Raw genomic sequence first — 18,505 nt, forward strand, 5'->3', positions numbered from 1 at the left:
GGAGACCCGTCATCCTGACGGGTCTCCCGACACACCTCTGTGGACGGTGCTACGCGCCGGCGGCGGAGCGGAGGTCGTCGGCGCGGTCGGTCTGCTCCCAGGGGAACTCGTCCCGACCGAAGTGGCCGTAGGCGGCGGTGGGGCGGAAGATCGGCTTGCGCAGGCCGAGGTCGCGGATGATCGCAGCGGGGCGCAGGTCGAAGACCTCCTTCACGCCCTCGAGGATCTTCTCGGGGTCCTGGGTCTCGGTCCCGAACGTCTCGAGCATCAGCGACACGGGACGGGCCACGCCGATCGCGTAGGCGACCTGCAGCTCGGCGCGCTCGGCCAGGCCGGCGGCGACGATGGTCTTCGCCACCCAGCGGGTCGCGTACGCCCCGGACCGGTCGACCTTGGTGGAGTCCTTGCCGCTGAACGCCCCGCCGCCGTGGCGGGCCATGCCGCCGTAGGTGTCGACGATGATCTTCCGGCCGGTCAGCCCAGCGTCGGCGTGCGGGCCGCCGATCTCGAACTTGCCGGACGGGTTGATCAGCACCTGGTCGTCGGTCACGGCCATGCCCTCGGGCAGGACGGGCCGGATGACGTGCTCGATCAGGTCCGGGGTCATGTGGGTGGGCACGTCGATGTCGGGCAGGTGCTGGGTGGAGATCAGCACCCGGTCGACGCTGACGGGCTTCCCGCCGTCGTAGGTCACCGTGACCTGGGTCTTGCCGTCGGGCAGCAGGTACGGGACGGTGCCGTCGTGGCGCACCGCGGCGAGCCGGCGGGCGAGCTTGTGCGCCAGGTCGATCGGCAACGGCATCAGCGACGGGGTCTCGTTCGTCGCGTAGCCGAACATCATCCCCTGGTCGCCGGCGCCGAGGTTGTCGAGCTCGTCGTCGGTGGGGCCGCTGCGCGACTCCATCGCGCGGTCGACGCCGCCGGCGATGTCCGGGGACTGCTCGTCGATGGCGATCAGCACCCCGCAGGTCCGGCCGTCGAAGCCGGCGGCGGCCGAGTCGTAGCCGATGTCCCCGAGGGTCTGGCGGACGATCCGGTCGAAGTCGACGAACGCGGTGGTGCGGATCTCGCCGGCGACCACGACCAACCCGGTGTTGACCAGCGTCTCGCAGGCCACACGGGCGTGCCAGGGGTCGTCGTCCAGCTCGAGGACCGCGTCGAGGACCGAGTCCGAGATCTGGTCGGCGACCTTGTCGGGGTGCCCTTCGGTGACGGACTCTGAGGTGAACTGCCAGCTGCGTGCCATGGGTGCGCGGTCCTGTGGTCGGGTGCGGTGTGCGGGCGTGCGCCGGTCCGCGCCGCCGTCGGGACGGCGCCGCTCGGCCGTCCGCGTCGCCGGCAAGCCTAGCGGAGGGTGCGCATCCGCCCTCTGGCCGGGCTTGGTCGATCGCGCAGTGCGGTCAGCCGCGCAGGCGCTCGGCCGCCAGGTCCAGGATGACGTCGGCGACCGCCCGCTTCGACGCCAGGTCCACCGCCCTGCGGAACCCGTCCCGCCCGAGGATGACCACGCGGTTGGTGTCGACCCCGAAGCCGGCGTCGGACTGGCTGACGTCGTTGACGACGATCAGGTCGGCACCCTTCGACTCGAGCTTGCCGCGCCCGTAGGACTCGACGTCGGTGGTCTCGGCAGCGAAGCCGACCAGGACCGCATCGATGTCGTCGCGGCGTCCGAGGTCGGCCAGGATGTCCGGGTTGCGGGCCAGCTCGAGGGTGACGCCGTCACCCTCCGCCCCCGACCCGGTCCAGGCGTCCTTCTTCAGCTTCTGGTCCGACACCGCCACGGGCCGGAAGTCGCTGACCGCGGCCGCCTTGACGATCACGTCCGCCGCGGGCGCGAGCGCCATCACGGCCGCGTGCATGTCGAGGGCGGACTCGACGTGCGTGGTCGTCACGCCCGGCGGGTCGGCCAACGCGGTCGGGGCGGCGACCAGGTCGACGGTCGCGCCCACCGCGGCGGCGGCCTCGGCGATCGCGTACCCCATCTTCCCCGTCGACCGGTTCGACAGGAACCGGACGGGGTCCAGCCGCTCGCGCGTCCCGCCGGCCGTCACCACGACCCGACGTCCCGACAGCGGGTGGTCGGCCCGTCCGGCGGCGCGGAGCACGGCCTCGAGGAGCACGTCCTCGTCCTCCAGGCGGCCCGGCCCGACGTCGCCGCCCGCGAGCTCCCCCTCCCCCGGCCCGACGATCGTCGCGCCGCGCTCGGCGAGCAGCCGGACCGCCGCCTGGGTGGCCGGGTGGAGCCACATCTCGGTGTGCATGGCCGGGGCGATGACCGTCGGCACGGTCAGGCAGGTGAACGTCGAGGTGACCAGGTCGTCGGCGATGCCGGCGGCGAACTTGGCGATCAGGTTCGTCGTCGCCGGCGCGAAGATCGCGACGTCGGCACGGCGGGCGACCTCGACGTGGACGATCCGCTCGACGTCGCTGAAGGTGTCGGTGTAGCAGCGACGGCCGGTGAGCGCCTCGAACTGGGCGGGCTGCACGAAGCGGGTGGCACCCCCGGTCAGGATGACCTGGACGTCGGCGCCGAGCTTCTTCAGCCCCCGCGCGAGGGACGCGGCCTTGTAGGCGGCGACGCCCCCGGACACGCCGAGGAGCACCTCACGGCCGGCCAGGGAGGGGGCCACGGCGACGAGGTGTGCTGACCGGCGGCGGGGCTGGCTACTCGCCGTCGGAGAGGTCGGTGGGCTCGCCGTCGTCGTCGAGGATCGCGTCGGCGCCCTGGGGCAGGGTGACCACGTCGGCGTCGTCGTCGGCCATCATCGCGGCCGCGCGGGCACGGGCCTCCTCGGGGCGCTGCACGACGATCTTGTCCTGCGCGATCTCCTCCATGGCGATCGACAGCGGCTTGTTCGAGTCGACCTGCTCGACGAGCGGGCGGACGTACTGGCCCATCCCCTCACCGAGGGAGTGGTAGTAGTTGTTGATCTCGCGCGCGCGGATGGCGGCGAGGTGCACCAACGTGTACTTGGAGTCCACCCGCGCGAGCAGGTCGTCGATCGTGGCCATCGGGCATCAGCCTCGGGAGGGGTCTCGGGGAGATCGGTGCACGCCGCGGCCGACGTCAGGCCTGCGGCGTGCCCGCGAGTATACGTTCCAGCCGCGAGACCGCCGCGTCGACGGTGTCGTTGAGGACCCGGTGGTCGAACGCGCTGGCCTGGTCCATCTCGAGCCGTCCGATGCGCAGGCGGGCGGCGATCGAGTCCTCGTCCTCGGACCCGCGGTGGCGCAGCCGGTCCTCGAGCGCCTCCCAGGACGGCGGGTCGATGAAGACGAGCGTGGCCTCGACGTCGCCGACCTCCTCCTCGCGCCGCCGCACCGACGCGGCGCCCTGCACGTCGATCTCGAGCACGACGACCTGGCCGTCGGCGACCGCGTCGGCGATCGAGCTCCACGGGGTCCCGTAGAGGTTGCCGTTGAACTCCGCCCACTCGAGGAACTCGCCGCGCTCGACCATGTCGAGGAAGGTGCGCCGGTCGACGAAGTGGTAGTGCTCGCCGTCGACCTCACCCGGACGGCGCGGGCGGGTGGTCGCCGATATCGACACGGCCAGGTCGGGGTGCCGGCGGCGCAGGGCCTGGACGACCGTGCCCTGGCCGACCCCGCCCGGTCCGCTGACGACGATCACCCGACCCCGGTGGGGTCGGGGCCCGGTCACCCGGTCGGGCCGGGGCCGAACTGCTCCAGCAGCCGTTCGCGCTGCCGGTCGCCGAGGCCCCGCAGGCGCCGGGACTCGGAGATGTCGAGCTGCTCCATCGTCCGCCGGGCGGTCTTCTTGCCGATGCGGGGCAGGGCCTCGAGGACCGCGGAGACCTTGGTCTTGCCGACCACCTCGTCGGTCTCGGCCCGGTCGATGACCTCCGCGAGGGTCACCTCGCCGCTGCGGAGCTGCTGCTTGAGCTCGGCACGGATCTTCCGGGCCTCCGCCGCCTTCTGGAGGGCGGCACGTCGGGCATCGTCGCTCAGCTCGGGAACGGGCATTCGAACAGGGCCTTCAGTTCGGGCGGAGGGGGCGCCACATGCTAACGGCCTGCGGAGGGGTGTGGTCAAGAGATCCGGGCCGGTGGGCCGTCCGCTCGACGGTCACTCCCGATCGATCTCCTGGCGGGTGAAGAGGGGGTGCAGGGTGAGGTCGTGCTCGGCCAGGTTGTCCCGGCCCCCCGCGTCGCGGTCGATGACGCAGACGACGCCCTGGATGTGGGCGCCCCGCTCGCGCAGCTCGCCGCAGCTCACGATGACCTGACCGCCGGAGGTCACGACGTCCTCGACGACCGTGATCGCCACGCCCTCGACGTCGCCCCCCTCGGCGAGCTTGCGGGTGCCGTAGCTCTTCGCCTCCTTGCGGACGAACCGGACCGGGAGGCCGGTGACCTGGCCGAGCATGACCGCGAGCGGCACCCCGCCGAGTTCGAGCCCCGCGAGCGCCTCGGTGCCCTCGGGGACCAGGGGCGCCATGTGCTCGGCCATGGTGCGCAGGAGGGCCGGGTCGGACTCGAAGAGGTACTTGTCGAAGTAGTGGTCCGTCACCGCACCCGAGCGCAGCACGAAGGTGCCGGTCAGGTGGGCGCGGTCGTAGATGGCGGCGGCGAGCGCGTCACGGTCCATGTCGAGACCGCACCCTATTCCACATCCGCCGTCCCGCCCACCTCCCGGAGGATCGCGCGGGCCGCGACGACCGGGTCGGCCGCGGTCGTGACGGGACGCCCGACGACGAGGTGGCTGGCGCCGGCGTCCAGGGCGGCGCGGGGGGTGGCGGTGCGGGCCTGGTCGTCGGGTTGGGCGCCGGGCCGGGCGGGGCGGATGCCCGGCACGACCACCAGGGGGTCGGCGCCGACGGCCGCGCGGACCGCGGTGACCTCCGCGGCGGCGCAGACGATGCCGGTCGCGCCGGCCTCGACCGCCATGCGTGCGAGTCGGGGGACCTGCTCGTCCGCAGGCGGTTGACCGACGGCCGCGAGGCCCCCGTCGTCGAGGCTGGTCAGGACCGTGACGGCCAGGATCGCGACGTCGGGGGCGGCCTCGGCGGCGGCGGCGACCATCGCCGGCCCCCCGGAGGCGTGGACGGTGAGCATCGCGATGCCGGCGTCCGCGGCCGCGGCCGCCGCGCCTGCCACGGTGTTCGGGATGTCGTGCAGCTTCAGGTCGAGGAAGACCGGGGCGTGCGCGGCGACGTCGGCGACGACCGCCGGGCCGAGGGCGGTGTGGGCCTGCAGGCCCACCTTGAGCAGGCCGACGACGGGGCCGAGGTCCTCGGCCCACCCGGCCAACCGGGCGCGGTCGTCGGTGTCGAGGGCGACGATCAGGGGGTTCTGCGGCATCCGGATGACCCTAGCGGCGCGGCGGCGGGGCTCCGGTCAAGCGCCGCCGGCCCCCTCGACCTCGGGGGCCTCGGGTTGGGGGATCTCGACGGTGAAGCGGGTGCCCCCGTCGATGCCGTCCTCGATGTGGATGGTGCCGCCGTGGGCGGTGACGACCGACGCGCAGATCGCCAACCCGATGCCGGTGCCCTCGTACTCCTCGCGGGAGTGGATGCGGCGGAACGCCTCGAAGACGACCTCGCGGTCCGCCTCGGCGATGCCGATCCCGTTGTCGGCGACGTCCAGGCGCCAGATCCGCCCGTCCCGGACCGCCGACACCTGCACGACCGGCGGGACGTCGGGGCGGCGGAACTTGATCGCGTTCGTCAGCAGGTTCTGCACCAGCCCGCCGATCTGGCGGCGGTCGACGACCACCGGGTCGAGCGGTCCCACCTCCACCGTCGCGCCTTCGTCGGCCATCTGGTCGGCGAGGTCCTCGAGGACCCGGTCGACGACGGCGCGGACGTCGACGGTCTCGCGCAGGCTGGCGCTGCGGTCGAGGCTGGCCAGCTCGAGCAGGTCGGTGATGAGCTCCTGCATCCGGCTGGCCCCGCGCCGGATGTAGGTGAGGGAGGTGCGCTCCATCTCGGTGAGCCCGTCGCCGCCGAGGCGGTCGTGGAGCTGGGTCTCGAGCAGGCCGGCGAAGCCGCTGACCATGCGGAGCGGCTCCTTCAGGTCGTGGGAGGCGACGTGGGCGAAGCGGCTCAGCTCGTCGTTGGACCGCTTCAGGTTCGCGTTGCTGACCTCGAGCGCGGTGTTGGCGGCGGCGAGCTCGGCCTCGGACGCCCGCAGGTCGGCGGTGGCCGCGTCGGCCAGCGCCTGGGCCCGCTGCTCCTGGCGCTGGGCGTTCGAGACGAGCAGCGCGACCACGCCGGTCAGGAGCAGGCCGAGGACGGCGGTGATGACGGGCGCGGCGGCCTCGACGGCGTACCCGTCGACCGCCGACACCGTGATCTGCCAGGTCCGGCCGAGCACCTGGCGGCTCAGGACCGCCTGGTGGCGCACCGGGGCGTCCTCGGTCCCCTCGGGCGACGCGTGGCCGACCGTGCCGTCACCCGCCGGCCCCCGCCCCTGGGGGTCCACGACCTCGAGGGCCAGCGCGCCCGATGGCGAGAGGATCCCGGACAGGAGCTCGTCGCCGCGGAACACCACGGTGACGAACCCCGCGTCGACCAGCCGCTCGGTCCCCGCGCCGGGCCGGATGTAGGGCAGGTAGACGACCACGCCGGCCTGGTCGCCGGTCTCCTGCACCAACCGGGTCGGGCCGGACAGCCGCGGGGCCCGGGCCTGGAGGGCGCGCTCGGCGGCCTCGAACGCGTCGGGGTTGCTCCGCACGTCGAAGCCGATGGCCTCGCGGTTCACCGCCTCGGGCTCGAAGTACACGACCACGTAGCGCACGTCCCCGACGGGCTCGGCCGGGCTGACGGTGAACCCGTCCTGACCGGCGGCCCGCGCCTCCGCCTCGAGCGCCGCCTCGCTCCCCGCGGGTATGGCGACCTGCAGCCCGACCCCGTTGGCGGCGGGGAACCGCTCCCCCAGCCGGAGCTGCTCGATGAACACCTCCCACTCCTCCGCGGTGACGTCCTCGGACGCGAGCGCGAAGGCGCGTGCCGCCTCGCCCACGGCGACCCCGCGGCGGAGCTCCTCCACCACCCGGTCGGCCTGGTCCTCGGCGGCCGCGGCGAAGCGGATGGCGATCTCGTCGCGAGCCTGGTCGTACAGCGCCGAGGTCACCGCGCCCGTCGAGAGCAGGCCGATGAGGACGACCACCCCCAGCACGATCGACCGCCGACCGCGGCTCGCCATCGGTCCCCCTACGCCTGGAGGTGCCGCACGCGCCGGATCCAGTAGTGCAGGCTCTCCCGCAGGACCGCCTCGAGCTCGGCGAAGTCGAAGCCCTTGGTGAGGTAGGCGTTGACGTGGGTCCGGTAGGCCGCCCGGACGTCCGACTCCGCATCCGAGGAGGTGAGCATCACCACCGGGATCGTGCGCAGGTCCTCGTCGTCCTTCAGCATCGCGAGCACCTCGTGCCCGTCGACCTTCGGCAGGTTGATGTCGAGGAAGACCAGGTCGGGACGGGGGGCGTCGGCGTGGACGCCGCGCTGGAACGCGAAGTCGAGCGCCTCGGCCCCGTCGCGGGCGACGTGGACCCGGTTGGGCACCTCGGAGTGCGACAGGGCCTGGGTCACCATGAGGACGTCGCCGGGGTTGTCCTCCACCAGGAGGATCTGGGCTTCGACGTCGCGCGGCATCCGGGCAAGCCTAGCGGCGGGCTGCTATGCCCGGACCCCGCCGGTGAGGGCGCGGACGTGGCGGATGCCCCGCTCGGCCAACCAGGTCGGGAGGGTCTCGACGAGCTCGAGGGTGGCGACGGGGTTCGCGAACGTGGCCGTCCCGATCCCGACCGCGCTGGCCCCGGCGAGCATGAACTCGATGACGTCCTCGACGCTGCGGGCCCCGCCCATGCCGATGATCGGCAGATCGGGGAGGTGGCGGTGCACCTGGTGGACCGCGCGGACCGCGATCGGCTTGATGGCCGGCCCGCTCAGCCCGCCGGTGCCGGCGGCGAGCGTCGGCCGGCGGCTCGCGACGTCGATCGCCAAGCCGACCGGGGAGTTGATCAGGCTGACGCCCGTCGCCCCCGCCTCGGCCGCGGCGGCGGCCACCGCCACGATGTCGGTGACGTCCGGCGACAGCTTCGCGAAGACCGGGACGGTCGCCACGCGCATGATCGTCGCGACGATCTCGTGGGCGCTGCCGGGGTGGCTCGACAGGGTGGTGTCGCGATCCTCCTCGTGGGGAGCGGAGATGTTCGCCTCGAGCGCGACGATCCCCTCGAGCCCGCGCAGCTTCTCGGCGACCAGCCGGTACTCGTGGACCGTCCGACCGGCGATCGAGGCGATGATCGGCACCTCGTGCTGCACCAGCCAGGGGTAGTCGACCGCCAGCCAGCGCTCGAGCCCGGGGTTCTGCAACCCGATTGCGTGGAGCATGCCGCTGGCCGTCTCCGCCATCCGCGGTGTGGGCAGGCCGGCGCGGGGTTCGAGGGTGATCGACTTGACCGCGACCGCGCCGAGCCGCTTGACGTCGAAGAACCGGTTGATCTCCTGGCCCGACGCGAACGTCCCGCTGGCCGTCACGATCGGGTTGGCGAGGATCAGGTCGCCGAGCTGCACGCGGAGGTCGACGTCCGCGGGGCGCACCGGGCGGCGGGCCCGCTGCGGCGTCGCGTCCCTGGTGGGGCTCTGGCTCACAGCTCTGCCTCGTCGTCGACCACCGGTTCGGGGACGTCCATGACCGGCAGCGCCCCGATCGCGTCCCACTGCACCTTCGCGCCGTTGAACACCGGCCCCTCGACGCAGCCGCGGAGGTTGTAGAGCTGACCCTTGCGCTCGACCGGCAGGACGCAGGTCTGGCAGACGCCGGTTCCGCAGGCCATCAGCTCCTCGGTGGCGACCCGGACGGGGACCCCGTGCGACATCGCGAGCTGGCTGACCTCGCGCAGCATCGGCATCGGCCCGCTGGCGTACACCAGCCCGGTCCGGCCGCCGTCGAGCATGCGGGCCATGACGTCGGTGATGACGCCCTGCTCGCCGAGGGACCCGTCCTCGGTCGTCAGCACCGTCGTGGCCGACAAGCGCTTCGCCTCGATCGCGTTGAAGATCCGGTCCGCGGTCGGGGCGCCGATGATCATGTCGGCGCGGAGCCCTCGCTGCTGCAGGACGCTCGCCAGGTAGAGGAGGGGGGCGGTGCCGTAGCCGGACCCGACCAGCAGCGACGTCACGTTCTGCTTCGGGATCGGGAAGGGCGTGCCGAGCGGGCCGACGAGGTCGACCAGGTCGTGCTTGGCCCGGGTCGTGAGCCAGCGGGTCCCCTCCCCCGTGGCGTCGAAGATGATCTCGACGGTCCCGGCCCACGGGCCGTGGCGGCTGACCTGGTAGATGCTGAAGGGTCGGCGCAGGACCGTGTGGTGGCCCTCCACCCCGATCGTCACGAATTGGCCGGGCTCGGCGCGGTCGGCGATCTCGGGGCTGACGAAGGTCAGGGAGTGGTAGGTGCCGATCTTGCGGTACTGCAGCACCTCGCACCACGCCCGGAGGGGGCCGCTGCTGCGGCCCTGGACCGGCGGGACCCCCGACCCGGCCGCGGTCGCCGCGCCGGTCCGGGTGATGAACGTGCTCATGTGGTCAGACGAGACTACTGGCCGTCTCCGGACGTTCAGGGTGACCGGTCGGCGTGCTCAGCTCGCGGTCGGCGGGCGCCGGACGTCGTCGCCCCACAGGAAGCTGAGCAGGACGAACCGGCGTCCGCCGGTGACGGGGAGGACCTCGTGGAGCAGCGCCCCGCTGAACACCAGCGCCCCGCCGGCGGGCGGGCGGTACCGCATGGGACCGAACTCGCCGAAGCGGACCTCGCCGCCCTCGTAGCCGTCGTTGAGGTTGAGGCTGAGCGCGAAGCGCCGGTGGGCGGTCGAGGGGCTGAGGTTGTCGCGGTGGCGGCTGAAGAACCCGGCGGACTCCTCGTCGTAGCAGCCGATCTTGAACCCCTCGAACCGGGTGGCGCGGTAGTTGAACGCCCGCCGGATCTCCGGCATCACGACCTGCCCGACGGCCTGGGCGATCTCGGCGTTCGCCTGGGCGTCGGTGACGACCAGGTCGCGACGGCGCTTGGCCTTGGCGTTGCGGACCTCGGCGCGGGTCTCCTCCACGGTCGTCTCGACGCCGGTCTCCTCCGCGCCGCTGTCGGCCCACATCGCCATGAGCCGCTCGCACCACTCGGGCGACAGGACGTCGGGGATGAGCAGGACCGGCGCCTGGGCGGAGACCTGCACGTCGTCGTGGCGTGGCAGGCGCTCGAGGTGGGCGGCGACCGCGGTGTGGTCCGCCCGGCCGTCGGGGGCGGACGCCGTCCCGAGCACCCGCAGGTTCGGGTCCAGGACGACCGCGGTGTGGGGCGCGGCGCCGAAGCGGTCCCGCACCTCCCCCTCGGCGTCGACGAACACCAGGATCGGGTCGGCGGCGGGGTCGGCGGGGTTGTGCACGGCGATCTCGGCGTCGCCGAAGCACAGCACCAGCGGGTCCCCGCCCACGGCGCCGTAGAACCGCGTCGGCGTGCCATCGGTCGTCGGCAGGACGAAGTCGGGGGCCCGCAGGCCGGGGGTGGAGGGGTCGGGTGGTGCGGCCATCGCTGTCGACCCTAGATGCCCTGCGCGCGCCAGACCCCAGATCTGAGCCTCAGCGCCGTGGGCAGACCCGCCGCTCAGATCTGAGGTCGGTTGTGCCGCCGCTAGAGCGACGCGTGGTGGTGCTGGAGCGGGGCGACGTCGACCTGGCCGCCGGTCTGGAGCGCCTCGATGCCCTGGATCGCCGCGAGGATGCCCGGGAGGGTGGTGATGCACGGGATCCCGTGGCTGACCGCGGCGGTGCGGATCTCGTAGCCGTCCGCGCGCGCGCCGATGCCGGTGGGGGTGTTGAGGACGAGGGACACCTGCCCGTCGCCGATGAGGTCGACGACGCTGGTGGCCTCCTCGCCCCGCTCGCGCGCGGCGCGCACCACCGAGTGCTTCTCCACGACCCGGGCGTCAACCCCGGCGCGGCGGAGGGTCTCGGCGGTCCCCTCGGTCGCCAGCACCTCGAACCCGAGCTCGGCCAGCCGCTTGATCGGGAAGATCATGGCCCGCTTGTCCCGGTTGGCGAGCGAGCAGAACACCCGCCCGGACGTCGGCAGGACCATCGCGCCGGTCCCGGCCTGGGACTTCGCGAAGGCGATGCCGAAGTCGTGGTCGATGCCCATGACCTCACCGGTGGAGCGCATCTCCGGCCCGAGGCGCGTGTCCACGCCCGGGAACCGGTTGAACGGCAGCACCGCCTCCTTGATCGCGTTGTACGGCAGCGGCGGCCGGTCCACGGCGTCCGGGCCGAGGTCCAGCTCGGCGATCTTCGCCCCGGCCATCACCTTCGCCGCGACCTTCGCCAGGGGCACCCCGGTGGCCTTCGAGATGAACGGCACGGTCCGGCTGGCCCGCGGGTTGGCCTCGAGCACCACGATGTCGGTGTCCCGCACGGCGAACTGGATGTTGATCAGCCCGCGGGTGCCGAGCGCCTCGGCGATCGCCGCGGCGTACTCCTTCAGCTGGAGCTGCTGGGCCCGCCCGAGGGTGAAGGGCGGCACGACGCACGCCGAGTCGCCGGAGTGGACCCCCGCCTCCTCGATGTGCTCCATGATCCCGCCGACGTACGCCTCGGTTCCGTCGAACACCGCGTCCACGTCGACCTCGACGGCGTTCTCGAAGAACTTGTCGACCAGGACCTGCCCCTCCCCCGCGTTGACCTCGAGCCAGCCGCGCATCTGGTCGGCGGAGTACACGATCTCCATGGCGCGGCCGCCGAGGACGTAGGAGGGGCGGACCAGCACCGGGAACCCGATGGACTCGGCGATGCCCAGCGCCTCGTCGACGCCGGACGCGACCGCCCCCGCCGGCTGGGCGATCCCGAGGCGGTCGAGGATCGCGTTGAACCGCCCGCGGTCCTCGGCGAGGTCGATCGCAGCCGGCTTGGTGCCCATGATCCGCAGGCCCGCGGCCTCGAGCTCGTGGGCCATCTTCAGCGGGGTCTGCCCGCCGAACTGCACCAGCGCGCCGGCGACGCCGGGGAACGGATCGCCGGCGGAGGGCGCGGCACCGGGGAACCCGACGACCCCCTCGGCGTGGGCGATCTCGAGGACGTCCTCGGTGGTGAGGGGCTCGAAGTACAACCGGTCGGCGGTGTCGTAGTCGGTGGACACCGTCTCGGGGTTGCAGTTGACCATCACGGTCTCGAACCCGGCGTCCTGCAGCGCCCACACGGCGTGGACGCAGCAGTAGTCGAACTCGATGCCCTGCCCGATCCGGTTCGGACCCGAGCCGAGGATCATCGCCCGCTGCCGCTCGGTGGGCCGGACCTCGGAGACCTGCTCGTAGGTCGAGTAGTAGTACGGCGTCTCGGCGGCGAACTCCGCCGCGCAGGTGTCGACGGTCTTGAAGACCGGCCGCAGCCCGATCGCGTGGCGGTGGCGCCGCACCTCCTCCTCGGCCGCGCCGACCACCTGGCCGATCAGCGCGTCGGCGAAGCCCATCCGCTTGGCGCGCCGCAGGAGGTCGTCGGGGACGTTGGCGAGCAGCTCGCAGGACCGCAGGGCGCGTCGGACCTCGACGATCTGCAGCATCTGGTCGACGAACCAGACGTCGTAGCCGCTCAGCTCGGCGACCCGCTCGGGCGCCCACCCGCGGGTCAGCGCCTCGTCGACGTCGTGGATCCGGTGGGCGGTCGGGGTGGCGACGGCGGTCTCGAGCTCGGCGTCGGTGCGCTCCGCGGCGAGCCGGCCCGGGCCGGCGCCCGCCGACCCTCCCCTGCCGGTCAGGCCGACCGTGCCGTCCTCGAGGCTGCGCAACGCCTTGTGGAGGGACTCCTTGAACGTCCGGCCGATCGCCATGACCTCGCCGACGGACTTCATCGAGGTGCCCAGGCGGGTGTCGGCGCCGGGGAACTTCTCGAACGCCCACCGGGGGATCTTCGTGACGACGTAGTCGATGGAGGGCTCGAAGGCCGCCAGCGTCGAGCCGGTGATGTCGTTGGTGATCTCGTCGAGGGTGTAGCCGACGGCGAGCAGCGCGGCGATCTTCGCGATCGGGAACCCGGTGGCCTTGGACGCGAGCGCGGAGGACCGCGACACCCGCGGGTTCATCTCGATCACGACCATCCGGCCGGACTCGGGGTCGATGGCGAACTGGACGTTCGACCCGCCGGTGGCGACGCCGACCTTGCGGAGGACCTTGAACGCGGCCTCCCGCATGATCTGGTACTCGTGGTCGCTGAGGGTCTGGGCGGGCGCGACGGTGATCGAGTCGCCGGTGTGGACGCCCATCGGGTCGACGTTCTCGATGGTGCAGATGACGACGCAGTTGTCCTTGCCGTCGCGCATGACCTCGAGCTCGTACTCCTTCCAGCCGAGGAGCGACTCGTCGATCTGCACCTCCCCGATCGGGCTCGCGTCGAGGCCCTCCCGGACCACCGCAGAGAAGGTCTCGGGCGTCTCGACCAGACCCGAGCCGGCCCCGCCGAGGGTGTAGCTGGCCCGCACGAGCAGCGGGAACCCGAACTCGTCGGCCAGCCGGCGGGCCTCGGCCATCGCGGCGGGGATCTGCGCGGGGTCGTGGTCCGGGCCGATCGAGACACGCCCCGCCCGGGCCTGCTCGAGCCCGATCTCGGTCATCGCGGCGTTGAACGCGCGACGGTCCTCGGCCAGGTCGATCGACTCGAGGCCGGCGCCGATCAGCTCGACGCCGTGCCGCTCGAGCGCGCCGCCGCGCGCCAGGTCGACGGCGACGTTCAAGCCGGTCTGACCACCGAGGGTCGGGAGCACGACGAGGGTGTCGTCGGGGTGGAGGGCCTTCTCCCGGGCGATCACCTTCTCGACGAACGCCGGGGTGAGGGGTTCGACGTAGGTCGCGTCGGCGAACTCCGGGTCGGTCATGATCGTCGCCGGGTTCGAGTTGACCAGCACGACGCGGTAGCCCTCGCGGCGCAGGACCTTGCAGGCCTGGGCACCTGAGTAGTCGAACTCGCACGCCTGCCCGATGACGATCGGGCCGGAGCCGAGGATCAGGATCGTGTCGATGTCACCGCGCCTAGGCAACGGTCGCTCCCTCGTGCGCCGCCATCAGCGCGGTGAACTGGGCGAACAGGTACCGGGCGTCGTGGGGCCCCGGTGCCGCCTCCGGGTGGTACTGGACGCTGAACGCCGGCAGGTCGCACAGCGCGATGCCCTCGTTGGTCCAGTCGCTCAGGTTGACGTGGGTCTGCACCACCCGCCCGAACGGGCCGTCGGCGGGGAGGGACTCCGCGTCGACGCTGAACCCGTGGTTCTGGCTGGTGATCTCGATCGACTCGGCCTCGCGGCTGAGGCGCCGCAGCGTGTCGGAGTCGAGGTCGGGCGCGAGCTCCGCCGCATCGTTCCGCACCGGGTGGTTGCCGCCGCGATGACCGAACTTCAGCTTGTACGTGCGCGCGCCGGCGGCGGACGCCAGCAGCTGGTGGCCCAGGCAGATCCCGAACGTGGGGGTCCCGGTGGGCAGGATCTCGGCGATCGCCGCGATCCCGGCCCGGACCGCGGCAGGGTCGCCCGGTCCGTTGGACAGGAACACCCCGTCCGGCTCGAGGGCCAGCACATCCTCGGCAGGGGTGGACGCCGGCACGACCGTGACCGAGCAGCCGGCCAGGTTCAGCAGGTGCAGCTGGTTGCGCTTCATCCCGAAGTCGTAGGCGACGACCCGGAAGCGGGCGTCGTCGACGGGGGCCTCGTAGCGCTCGGGGGTGGTGACCTCGCTCGCGAGCTCCGCCCCCTCCATCCCCGGCGACTCGGCCACGCGGCGCACCAGCTCGTCGGCGTCGTGCACCTCGGTCGAGATCGCGGCGCGCATCGCCCCGACCGACCGGATGTGGCGGACCAGCGCGCGGGTGTCGACCTCGGCGATGCCGACGACGCCGGAGTCGGCGAGGTGGCCGCCGAGGGACCCGGTCGCCCGGTGGTTCGAGTGGAGCCGCGCCGCCTCCCGGGCGACGAACCCGGCGACCTGCACGCGGCGGGACTCGGCGTCCTCCGGGGTGACCCCGTAGTTCCCCATGTGGGGGTAGGTCATGGTGACGATCTGGCGGTGGTAGGAGGGGTCGGTGAGGATCTCCTGGTAGCCCGTCATCGCCGTGTTGAAGACGATCTCGCCGAAGGCGGTGCCGGTGGCGCCGAACCCCTCCCCCCGGAACGTGGTGCCGTCCTCCAGGACGAGCGTCGCGGGGCGGCTGGAGGTGGTGTGCAGGGCGATCACGTGACCCTCCCGTCGTTGACCGTGAACTTGCCGCGCAGGACGGTGTGGACCACGCGGCCTCGGACCTTGTGGCCCTCGAAGGCGGAGTTGCGGCTGCGGGTGTGGAGCGCGTCCGGGTCGACCGCCCAGACCGTGCCGGGATCGATCACGACCAGGTTGGCCGGCTCACCCGCGGCGAGCGGCCGCCCGTGGTGGGTGATCTGCCTGGCGGCGGCCGGCCCGGTGGTCAGCAGCCGCAGGGCCTCGACCAGGCTGAGGGTGGCGGCGCCGCGCTCGTCGGGGCGCGCCTCCCGGTCGGTCAGCTCGGTCAGGACGACCGCGAGGGTCGTCTCGAGCCCGACCGTCCCGGCGGGCGCGGTCGCCCACTCGGTGTCCTTGTCGTCGGGTGGGTGCGGGGCGTGGTGGCTGGCGATCGCGTCGATGGTGCCGTCCGCCAACCCCTCCCGCAGGGCGGCGATGTCGTCGGCGGTCCGGAGCGGCGGGGTGACCTTGTAGCGGGTCTCGTAGCTGGCGACGGCGGTGTCGTCGAGGACCAGGTGGTGGGGGGTCACGTCGCAGGTGACCCGGACACCGCGGGCCTTCGCGTCGCGGATCAGCTCGACCGCCCGCCGCGTCGAGACCTGCGGGACGTGGATGCGCGCCCCGACCCGCTCGGCCAGCAGCAGGTCCCGGGCGACCATGATCTCCTCCGCCTCCCGCGGGGCGCCCCGCAGGCCGAGCCGCGCGGACGTCGGCCCCTCGTGCATCTGCGCGCCGCCGGTGAGGGAGGGGTCCTCGGGGTGGTTGACCAGGATCGCGTCCCAGGTCTTCGCGTAGATCAGCGCGCGGCGCATGACCTGGGCGGAGGCGACGGGCCGGCCGCCGTCGCTGAACGCCCGGACGCCGGCGGCGTGCATCGCGCCCATCTCGGCGAGCTCGGCCCCCTCCCGCGCCTTGGTGATGGCCCCGACGGGGACGACGTCGCAGTGGCCGGCCTCGCGGGCCAGCCTGAGGACCTGCTCGACGACGCCGGCGTGGTCCATCGCCGGCTCGGTCGTCGGCATCGCGCAGACCGCCGTGTACCCGCCGGCCGCGGCGGCCCGGGTGCCGGTGGCGACGGTCTCGGCGTCCTCGCGGCCGGGCTGGCGCAGGTGGGTCGCGAGGTCGACCAGGCCGGGCGCGCAGATCATCTCGTCGCACTCGATCCGCAGGCCGGCGGAGTCCTCGCCCACGCTGCGGATCGTGTCGCCCTCGACGACGACGTTGGCGATCCGCGCCGTGCCGGCCGAGGGGTCTACGACGGTGCAGCCGGCCAGGGTGAAGGTGCGCTTGTCGCTCACGCGTTCTGCTCCTCTCCGCCGAGCATCAGGTACAGGCAGGACATGCGGACGGCCACGCCGTTGGTGACCTGGTCGACGATGACCGCGCGCTCGGCGTCGGCCACGTCCGCGGAGATCTCGACACCGCGGTTCATCGGGCCGGGGTGCATGACGATCGCGTGGTCGGGCATGCGCTCGAGGCGGTCGATGTCCATCCCCCAGAGCCGGGCGTACTCGCGGACCGACGGGAAGAACTGCTCGGCCATCCGCTCGTGCTGGACGCGGAGGAGGTAGCACACGTCGAGGTCGTCGAGCACCCCGTCGAGGTCGTGGCTGACCCGCACCGGCCAGGACTCGACCCCCGGCGGCATGAGCGTCGGCGGCCCCACGAGGGTCGTGGTCGCCCCCATGATGTCGAGGCCCTGGACCAGGCTGCGGGCCACCCGGCTGTGGACCACGTCGCCGCACACCGCGACGTTGAGGCCCTCGAGGTGGCCGAGCCGCTCGCGCATCGTGAACAGGTCGAGCAGCGCCTGGGTGGGGTGCTGGTGCCAGCCGTCGCCGGCGTTGAGGACCTTCGCGTCGACCCACTCGGTCAGCCGGCGGGGGGCGCCGGACGCCGAGTGCCGGATCACGATCGCGTCGACCCCCATCGCCTGGAGGGTCAGGGCGGTGTCCTTCAGCGACTCGCCCTTCGAGACGCTGGAGCCCTTGGCGGAGAAGTTGATGACGTCGGCGGAGAGGCGCTTCTCGGCGACCTCGAAGGAGATCCTGGTCCGGGTCGAGTCCTCGTAGAACAGGTTGCACACCGTCCGGCCGCGCAGGACGGGGACCTTCTTGATGGGCCGGATGGCGAGGTCCTTGAACTCCTCCGCCGCGTCGAGGATCCGGGTGATCTGGTCGGCGGTGAGGTCCTCGATCGCGAGGAGGTCGTCGATCACGCGCTCGCCTCCCGCGCGGGCTCGATGACGAGCACCTCGTCGGCGCCGTCGACCTCCTGCAGGTGCACCTGCACGTCGGCGGCCCGGCTGGTCGGCAGGTTCTTGCCGACGTGGTCCGCGCGGATCGGCAGCTCACGGTGCCCCCGGTCGACGAGGACGGCGAGCCGGATCGCGTCGGGGCGGCCGCTGTCCATCACCGCGTCCATCGCCGCGCGGATCGTCCGGCCGGTGTACAGGACGTCGTCGACCAGGACCACGGTCGTGTGCTCGATCGCGGTGGGGAACCGCGTCCGGCCGAGGGGGAGCGGCCCGGTGCGCGCGTAGTCGTCGCGGTACAGCGTGACGTCGAGCAGGCCGTGGGGCACCTCGACGCCCTCGATCTGCGCGATCCGGGTGGCCAGCCGCTCGGCGAGCGGGACCCCCCGGGTCTGGATGCCCATCAGCACCAGCCCCTCGGCACCGTGGTGGTGCTCGACGATCTCATGGGCGATGCGGGACACCGCGCGGCCGACGTCCGCAGCGGACATCACCTGGGTCACGTGTGCGGCTCCTTCCCGGGCTCACTGGCCCGGCTTAAAGGGGCGTTCGGGATCGCGCGGCAGCGTACCAGCCGCTCCCCTCCCCCACCCCGTGTCCGTCGGTGCCGGGGGTCGGTGCGTCGGTGGACCGCCCGCGAAGCTCCCTCGGGGGGCCCAGGCGCCTGGGCCCCCTGGGCCCCCCGCCCCGTCGCCACCACTAGCCAGTCAGCTTGAAACTCTCGCTATCCTACCGAGTAGTGCCAGAGGTTTTCCTGTCGTCTCAGGTCGTTCACCCCGAATCCCAACTCCAGCCTGGCCCCAGCTTCTCGGGCCCGCACAGCAAGTGCGAGGTCAAGACCGGTCCGGTCTAGAGCCCACCAGGAGGGAGGGGAGTAGCGGCTTAGCTCTCTCGCCGCCCACGCTCCCACCACTCCAAGCTCCGTGAGATAAAACGAATGGAAGGAATCGGGTAAGAGTCTTTCCACCCATTGCTGCCCTTCGAGAGAAAGCAGCTCACCGACTCTGGGCG

General features: G+C 72.8%; 17 protein-coding genes. All 17 read right to left on the reverse strand.

Annotated features, from left to right (window positions below; translation table 11 throughout):
• Window positions 1–49: 49 nt before the first annotated feature.
• Entirely contained in the window at window positions 50–1,246 is a 1,197-nt protein-coding gene (metK, locus tag ACEQ2X_RS13145) for a methionine adenosyltransferase (protein ID WP_370326270.1), read from the reverse strand.
• A gap of 154 nt (window positions 1,247–1,400) precedes the next feature.
• On the reverse strand, window positions 1,401–2,630 hold the full coding sequence (gene coaBC, locus ACEQ2X_RS13150) for a bifunctional phosphopantothenoylcysteine decarboxylase/phosphopantothenate--cysteine ligase CoaBC (RefSeq protein ID WP_370326271.1): 1,230 nt from the start codon (window positions 2,628–2,630) through the stop codon (window positions 1,401–1,403).
• Between the two features lie 34 nt (window positions 2,631–2,664).
• Window positions 2,665–3,012 carry a DNA-directed RNA polymerase subunit omega gene (rpoZ, locus tag ACEQ2X_RS13155; protein WP_370326272.1) on the reverse strand — a complete coding sequence of 116 codons (348 nt, stop codon included), beginning with the start codon at window positions 3,010–3,012 and terminating at the stop codon, window positions 2,665–2,667.
• Window positions 3,013–3,067: 55 nt separating this feature from the next.
• Window positions 3,068–3,631, reverse strand: coding sequence for a guanylate kinase (gmk, locus tag ACEQ2X_RS13160; RefSeq protein WP_370326273.1), 564 nt, complete (start codon window positions 3,629–3,631; stop codon window positions 3,068–3,070).
• Window positions 3,632–3,657: 26 nt separating this feature from the next.
• Complete coding sequence (gene mihF, locus ACEQ2X_RS13165) at window positions 3,658–3,984, reverse strand: integration host factor, actinobacterial type (RefSeq protein ID WP_370326274.1); 327 nt, start codon at window positions 3,982–3,984, stop codon at window positions 3,658–3,660.
• 102 nt (window positions 3,985–4,086) lie between these two features.
• Window positions 4,087–4,608 carry an orotate phosphoribosyltransferase gene (locus ACEQ2X_RS13170; RefSeq protein WP_370326275.1) on the reverse strand — a complete coding sequence of 174 codons (522 nt, stop codon included), beginning with the start codon at window positions 4,606–4,608 and terminating at the stop codon, window positions 4,087–4,089.
• A gap of 14 nt (window positions 4,609–4,622) precedes the next feature.
• Entirely contained in the window at window positions 4,623–5,321 is a 699-nt protein-coding gene (pyrF, locus tag ACEQ2X_RS13175) for an orotidine-5'-phosphate decarboxylase (RefSeq protein WP_370326276.1), read from the reverse strand.
• Between the two features lie 36 nt (window positions 5,322–5,357).
• Window positions 5,358–7,166 carry a CHASE domain-containing protein gene (locus tag ACEQ2X_RS13180; RefSeq protein WP_370326277.1) on the reverse strand — a complete coding sequence of 603 codons (1,809 nt, stop codon included), beginning with the start codon at window positions 7,164–7,166 and terminating at the stop codon, window positions 5,358–5,360.
• Between the two features lie 8 nt (window positions 7,167–7,174).
• Window positions 7,175–7,612, reverse strand: coding sequence for a response regulator (locus ACEQ2X_RS13185; RefSeq protein ID WP_370326278.1), 438 nt, complete (start codon window positions 7,610–7,612; stop codon window positions 7,175–7,177).
• Window positions 7,613–7,636: 24 nt separating this feature from the next.
• Window positions 7,637–8,614 carry a dihydroorotate dehydrogenase gene (locus tag ACEQ2X_RS13190; protein ID WP_370326279.1) on the reverse strand — a complete coding sequence of 326 codons (978 nt, stop codon included), beginning with the start codon at window positions 8,612–8,614 and terminating at the stop codon, window positions 7,637–7,639.
• On the reverse strand, window positions 8,611–9,543 hold the full coding sequence (locus ACEQ2X_RS13195) for a dihydroorotate dehydrogenase electron transfer subunit (protein WP_370326280.1): 933 nt from the start codon (window positions 9,541–9,543) through the stop codon (window positions 8,611–8,613). The genes ACEQ2X_RS13190 and ACEQ2X_RS13195 overlap by 4 nt, the downstream gene beginning before the upstream one ends.
• A 57-nt stretch (window positions 9,544–9,600) precedes the next feature.
• The gene (locus ACEQ2X_RS13200) at window positions 9,601–10,545 is read right to left on the reverse strand and encodes a 2OG-Fe(II) oxygenase family protein (protein WP_370326281.1); all 945 of its coding nucleotides are present in this window, start codon (window positions 10,543–10,545) and stop codon (window positions 9,601–9,603) included.
• 101 nt (window positions 10,546–10,646) lie between these two features.
• Complete coding sequence (carB, locus tag ACEQ2X_RS13205; RefSeq protein WP_370326282.1) at window positions 10,647–14,033, reverse strand: carbamoyl-phosphate synthase large subunit; 3,387 nt, start codon at window positions 14,031–14,033, stop codon at window positions 10,647–10,649.
• Entirely contained in the window at window positions 14,026–15,210 is a 1,185-nt protein-coding gene (carA, locus tag ACEQ2X_RS13210) for a glutamine-hydrolyzing carbamoyl-phosphate synthase small subunit (protein WP_370326283.1), read from the reverse strand. The genes carB and carA overlap by 8 nt, the downstream gene beginning before the upstream one ends.
• A gap of 5 nt (window positions 15,211–15,215) precedes the next feature.
• Entirely contained in the window at window positions 15,216–16,514 is a 1,299-nt protein-coding gene (locus ACEQ2X_RS13215; protein ID WP_370326284.1) for a dihydroorotase, read from the reverse strand.
• A gap of 20 nt (window positions 16,515–16,534) precedes the next feature.
• The gene (locus tag ACEQ2X_RS13220) at window positions 16,535–17,455 is read right to left on the reverse strand and encodes an aspartate carbamoyltransferase catalytic subunit (protein ID WP_370326285.1); all 921 of its coding nucleotides are present in this window, start codon (window positions 17,453–17,455) and stop codon (window positions 16,535–16,537) included.
• Window positions 17,455–17,985: a bifunctional pyr operon transcriptional regulator/uracil phosphoribosyltransferase PyrR gene (pyrR, locus tag ACEQ2X_RS13225; RefSeq protein WP_370326286.1), complete on the reverse strand. Its 531-nt coding sequence runs from the start codon at window positions 17,983–17,985 to the stop codon at window positions 17,455–17,457. Before pyrR ends, ACEQ2X_RS13220 begins: the two co-directional genes overlap by 1 nt.
• Window positions 17,986–18,505 lie beyond the last annotated feature (520 nt).

The sequence above is a fragment of the Euzebya sp. genome (assembly GCF_964222135.1).
Lineage (GTDB): Bacteria > Actinomycetota > Nitriliruptoria > Euzebyales > Euzebyaceae > Euzebya.